Raw genomic sequence first — 5,418 nt, forward strand, 5'->3', positions numbered from 1 at the left:
GATGACCTCAACATAGCGGATACAGGCTTAGGATGAAACTTTATTTGTAAGGATGATACTTTATTTGTACGGATGAAACTTTATTTGCATCCCACAACAAGGGAAGGATGCAGGGAAAGCCAAGCGCGACCAGCACCAAGGCCGCCACCAAGCAGAACAGCAGCTTGTAGGTGGTGCGTACCCGAGGGATGGCACAGACTTCACCAGGCGTGCAGGCCTGAGCCGGGCGAAAAATACGGCGCCAGGCGAGAAACAGCGCTACCAGTGCCGCGCCAATGAAGAGCGGTCGGTATGGTTCCAGCGCGCTCAGGTTGCCAATCCAGGCTCCACTGAAGCCCAAGGTGATCAACAGCAGCGGCCCAAGACAACAGGTCGAGGCGAGAATCGCCGCCAGCCCCCCGGCGACAAGAGGAGCGCGCCCGTTTGACGGTTCAGACATACATAGCTCCTTTTATGCACTTGATCGATGAACTAAGGTTACTTCCGTAGTCAAGTACGGGATCAAGCATCATGGAGAGCACGGCACAGCGTCTGACCATTGGCGTTTTCGCCAAAGCCGCCGGCGTCAATGTAGAAACCATCCGTTTCTATCAGCGCAAGGGCTTATTGCCTGAGCCAGATAAGCCGTTCGGCAGTATTCGTCGTTATGGCAACGTCGATGTGGCGCGGGTGCAGTTCATCAAGTCCGCTCAGCGGCTGGGCTTCAGCCTGGATGAAGTGGCTGAATTGCTGAGGCTGGACGACGGCACGCATTGCCATGAAGCCCGTGAGTTGGCCGAACAGAAACTTACCGATGTGCGCGATAAACTCGCGGACCTCCAACGGATCGAGTCAGTGCTGACTCAGTTGGTTCGCGCCTGCTGTGCAAGCCCAGACAGGGTGGCATGCCCGCTTATTGAGTCGCTGTATCAACGCAAGAATCCGCCTAACAGTGAGCTGCAAAACCCGCTGTAACAAAGCCCATAGCGGCTCATCTCAATTGCACAGGGCGACTGTCGCGCTCTGCCAACTGAGGTTTAACCATGAGCCGCGTCATCCTTTACACCAGCCAGCACTGCCCTTTCTGCAAACAAGCCGAACATCTGTTGAGCCAGCGCAATGCCGGCCCCCTGGCGAAGATCCGGGTGGATTTGGACCCCGCTCAGCTGCAACAGATGATTGAACTGACTGGCCGGCGCACCGTACCGCAGATCTTTATCGGCGAACGCCATATCGGCGGTTATGACGACCTGGCCAAGCTCGACCGCAGTGGCGAACTCAGGACACTGCTCGGTAACCAGTAGCCGTCTGCTGATGGGAGGTGCCATGCACTGCCGATACTTGCTGACCTTATTGGGCCTGGTCTACCTGGGCGCCACACTGCCCGTTCAAGCCCAGCCGCCGGCCGGGCCTGAGCGCGTGCTATCACCCAGCCATGCCATGTTTAACGAGCTGCTGCTCTCCGGCGGCCCCGGCAAAGAGGGCATTCCCGCCATCGGCTCGCCCAAATTCAGCGATGCCGGGGATGCAGACGACTACCTCAAAGCCCAGGACATCGTATTCGGCGTCTATCACCAGGGCGAGGCAAAGGCTTACCCGCAGCGAATCATGGTCTGGCATGAAATCGTCAACGACAGCCTCGGAGGCGAACCCGTCAGCATCACCTACTGCCCGCTGACGGCCACGGCCATCGGTTTCAAACGCGGCAGTACCAGCCTTGGTGTCTCCGGCAAACTGCTGAACAGCAATGTGGTGATGTACGACCGGGCCAGCGATAGCTACTGGTCGCAGATCGCCGCCGTAGCCATTGAGGGGCCACTCAAGGGCCAGAGTCTGGATGAGATCCAGGTTACCTGGACCACCTGGGCTCGCTGGAAGGAGCGCTACCCGCAAACCCAGGTGCTGACTGAGCGCACCGGCTATATGCGCAACTACAACCGCGATCCCTATGGCAGTTACAGCCCGTTGCATGGCTACTATATCGAGCCGCAGGTGATGTTTCCGGTCACCCATAGCCGCCCCGAACTGCATGCAAAGCAGATGATTCGCGGTTTTCGCACCTCACAGGTGGCTGTCGCCATCAATCGGGAATACCTGGAGCAACAGGGAGTCGTGCATTACCAGCATGCCGACCGGCACTACCTGATCATTCAGGACAGCCGCCTCGATACCGCCTGGGTTTATGAGTCTGACGCGCGCATCGCCCTCGACCCAGCCACTCTGAGCTTCACCCAGGACGGCCCGCAAGCCCCGGAGCTGCTGGGGTTGGCCAAGGTAAACATGATCGATGCCATGTGGTTCGCCTGGGCCACCTTCTACCCGCAGACGGTGCTGCTTGATGCCCCTGACAGTCTTTAAGCGCTGGCTGATCGGCCTAGTCTCCGGGGCTTATGGGCTGCTGTACCTGTATATGCTCGGGGATATCGACATCGGTACTGCTGGCTGGAGTTGGCACAACCTACCCTGGCAATGGGCCCATCTCCTTTCCCAGCGCAGCCCCTGGCAATTTGAGGCGCTGGCCATGCTGGAGATGGGAGGGCTGGTCATACTGCTTAGCCCGGTCAATCTATTGATTGCCACGACGCTTTCAGCCCTGCTGGGCCTGAACTTGCATGGTGCTCTGGCGTTGCGTCAAAGCGCCCACTGTACGGCCATCTCCAGCGCGGGGGTATGGCCCTCTCTGCTGGCCGGTGGCGCGTGCTGCGCCCCCAGCCTGTTATTGCTGTTAGGTATTCCAGGGCTGGGAGCTTTTGTCAGCCTATTCGCCTGGATGGTACCGCTGGCGCTGATTCTGTTGCTGATCAGCCGCTTCTGGCAAAGACGCCAAGGCGCGCCTGCGCTCTGGTCACTGTTTTAGGCAGCCTCGGGCAGTAGCAGGCCAATGCGCCGAAGCTCTTGCTGCAACTGTTCCGCCTGCAGGTTGGCCAAAGGTAGCTGCAGAAACCGCTCGACACGGGCGCGGATCACTTGCACGGTCTGATCGAATACCGCGTTGATCTCCTCCTCCGAGCCCTGCTGCGCCGCCGGGTCGGCAAGCCCCCAGTGCGCCTTGAACGCCTGATCGAAATAAGCCGGGCAAGGTTCATTAGCGGCATTGTCGCAGAGGGTAATCACCACATCGGGTTGCAATTGTGCGTGCACCTCCTGGGACTTGCTGTACAGCCCCGTCTGCTCGATGCCAGCACGCGCCAGGGCCTTCAGGCTTTGCGGATGCACCCAGCCACAGGGTTTGCTACCCGCACTCACGGCACGCATGTTGACCGGGGCCAGGTGATTGAACACGGCTTCAGCCAGGATGCTGCGACAGCTGTTGGCGGTACAAAGAAACAGGATATTCATGCTGGTACTTACCTTGGTTGAAGCTTATCGGCTTAAGCCCTGGGCCTGACGCAGTTGCTCGACCCAGGCGTTAATTGAAATGTCGAGATGCCCGGTGATCTCCAGAGAACGGTCTTCCAGCACATCCTGGTCGGGATGCAGCGCACGACAGTGCTCGACAACCTGATCACGATGATCAAGCAATGCCTCGATATGCGGGCGAAACAGCTTGAGCATGGCGCTTAGCCACAGATTGGTCGGCCAGGAGGGATGGGCGTGGTCGATCAGAAAGCCCGGCAGCATCTCTTTCACCGCCTTCGCCGGGTACCAGGTTTCCGCCGTGACCCAACGATTGCAGGCGAACAGGCCAATCGGCTGGCCCCAGGCATCCATGGAAATGGCCACCAGATGGGCAATGGCCTCATCGCCCGCAGGCCAGGGCTCGCTCTTGCACAAATCCTTACGCGGCTGCAGGTGTGCACCTATACCTGCACCGCGAATAAAGGTGTGGAAGTGTCCATGCTCTACGCCCCCTTCACGGTGAGCGTGGTAGTAGTACTGGCTGTGGCTGTCGCGGTCGAATACGTCGCCATCGGGGTAGTGGTTCATCTCATAGAACCCCTCATGGCCCTTGAGCAGTTCGCCGACCACGTTCAGTCCGGCCTTGGCCAGCGCATGCTGGCAACGCTCAACCTCGGCGGCGGCCTCCAGCATAACGGCCCGCTCGTGCGGCGAAAGCGCGGTTGCATCAGGCGCGGCCAACAGCATGCCTGGGACGGCATTGGGTAGATTGGAAAGCGGTAAATTCATGCAACCCTCCAAACGCGCCGGAGCCGATCAAACCGGCCCCGGCTCGCCCTGATTCAAGATTTGACGGCGCAGGGATTTTTAACCACGCAAGGGTTCTTGGCGGCACAAGGGTTTTTCGCAGCACAAGGATTTTTGACCGCGCATGGGTTCTTCGCGGCGCAAGGGTTGGCCGCACAGGGATTGGCTGCGCAGGGATTGGGCTTGAAGCTGGTCTGCAATGTCGCGGTGTAGGCTGTCAGCGCCGCCAGTTCCTTCGACTCCCAGCCCAATGCCTTGGCCGCCATGGGCGCGACCATGCAGATCTGCACCATTTCATCGAGAAAGACCTGACTCATGCCGAACTGATCCCTGGCCATGGCCACCTCGTGGGGGAACGCCTTGGCAAAGCTGGCCTGAAACAGATTGCCGCCCTGGTGGCAGGTCGCGCAGGACAGGCCGTTGCTGCTCAGTTTTGGGTCCTTGTACAGCTGCTCGCCATAGGCCACCAGCTCAGCCTGAGGGCCCTGATAAGGCTTGTAGTTCGCTGGGCGCTTGACTGATTTAACGGCGCAAGGGTTGAGCTTGGCGGCACACGGATTGGCGGCGCAGGGGTTCTTGGCCGCACAGGGATTTTTCACCGCACAGGGATTGGGCGCGCATTTGGCGGCACAGGGATTCTTCGCTGCACAGGGATTTTTCGCGGCGCACGGGTTCTTGGCGGCACAGGGGTTCAGCGTGGCCGGTGCGCATTTGGCCGCGCAAGGGCCGCACGGGCTGGCGGCGAAAGCTGGGCCGGCCAGGGCCAAGGCCAGCACGCTGGCTGACACCATCGCGGCAAAGGGGCGCTGACAAGAAAACTGCGGATGATCGGGACAAGTCGAGTGCATGGGGGCTTTCCTCATAGGGCTACAGGTATTGTTTGTTATTGGTGCCACCACTGAAGACACCTGCGCTGGCAGGTCTGCAAGCATTGTCAGCGCTTGGTCGCGTTCTCTCCCTAGGCACACTAGTAGGCTTTGGATGATTCGCTACTACTCTGATGAAGCATCGATGTTTTTGTTACAGACCACCCTCTTTCCAATTCCGAGCTGTAACAAAAGCGGCGTTGTTTGCTCCAAGACCAATGCTCACAATCAGGCCCATGAACCATCAGAGGTAATCCGCCCATGGATGATGAACAGGCACTGCTCAAGCGACTGCGACAGGGCGACAAGGAAGCGTTAGAAGGCGTTATCTGTGGGAGGAAAATAAAGTGTCATCCTAACTACAGGACCCTGCAACGTAGCAATTCCTGCAAAAATCCATTTAAAACAATGACTTATTTCAATTCTG

At 58.7% G+C, this 5,418-nt stretch carries 8 protein-coding genes; 4 read left to right on the forward strand and 4 right to left on the reverse strand.

What is annotated here, in order from left to right; all coding sequences use genetic code 11:
• Positions 1-40: 40 nt before the first annotated feature.
• Positions 41-439, reverse strand: coding sequence for a mercuric ion transporter MerT (gene merT, locus AUK77_RS00505; protein ID WP_296125176.1), 399 nt, complete (start codon positions 437-439; stop codon positions 41-43).
• Between the two features lie 71 nt (positions 440-510).
• Here merT and merR point away from each other — a divergent pair, with 71 nt between their 5' ends.
• The 4 genes from merR (at position 511) to AUK77_RS00525 (ending at position 2,836) form a co-directional block, all read left to right on the forward strand.
• On the forward strand, positions 511-954 hold the full coding sequence (gene merR / locus AUK77_RS00510; protein ID WP_296125178.1) for an Hg(II)-responsive transcriptional regulator: 444 nt from the start codon (positions 511-513) through the stop codon (positions 952-954).
• A 68-nt stretch (positions 955-1,022) separates the two neighbouring features.
• The gene (grxC, locus tag AUK77_RS00515; protein WP_296125179.1) at positions 1,023-1,283 is read left to right on the forward strand and encodes a glutaredoxin 3; all 261 of its coding nucleotides are present in this window, start codon (positions 1,023-1,025) and stop codon (positions 1,281-1,283) included.
• Between the two features lie 22 nt (positions 1,284-1,305).
• Positions 1,306-2,337 (forward strand): DUF3179 domain-containing protein, encoded by a 1,032-nt coding sequence (locus AUK77_RS00520; RefSeq protein WP_296125181.1) that lies wholly within the window; start codon positions 1,306-1,308, stop codon positions 2,335-2,337.
• A complete protein-coding gene (locus AUK77_RS00525) occupies positions 2,318-2,836 on the forward strand; it encodes a hypothetical protein (RefSeq protein ID WP_045735121.1) in 519 nt (172 codons plus the stop codon). The genes AUK77_RS00520 and AUK77_RS00525 overlap by 20 nt, the downstream gene beginning before the upstream one ends.
• Here AUK77_RS00525 and AUK77_RS00530 read toward each other — a convergent pair.
• Genes AUK77_RS00530 through AUK77_RS00540 form a run of 3 tightly spaced genes read right to left on the reverse strand, consistent with a single transcriptional unit; the run spans position 2,833 to position 4,973 of the window.
• A complete protein-coding gene (locus AUK77_RS00530; RefSeq protein ID WP_045735120.1) occupies positions 2,833-3,318 on the reverse strand; it encodes an arsenate reductase ArsC in 486 nt (161 codons plus the stop codon). The two genes, AUK77_RS00525 and AUK77_RS00530, sit on opposite strands and share 4 nt — an antisense overlap.
• Positions 3,319-3,342: 24 nt before the next feature.
• Complete coding sequence (locus AUK77_RS00535; RefSeq protein ID WP_296125182.1) at positions 3,343-4,107, reverse strand: hypothetical protein; 765 nt, start codon at positions 4,105-4,107, stop codon at positions 3,343-3,345.
• A gap of 53 nt (positions 4,108-4,160) precedes the next feature.
• Positions 4,161-4,973, reverse strand: coding sequence for a cytochrome c peroxidase (locus tag AUK77_RS00540; protein ID WP_296125183.1), 813 nt, complete (start codon positions 4,971-4,973; stop codon positions 4,161-4,163).
• Positions 4,974-5,418 lie beyond the last annotated feature (445 nt).

The organism is Pseudomonas sp. Ga0074129 (assembly GCA_001465025.1).
Taxonomy (GTDB): Bacteria; Pseudomonadota; Gammaproteobacteria; order Pseudomonadales; family Pseudomonadaceae; genus Aquipseudomonas.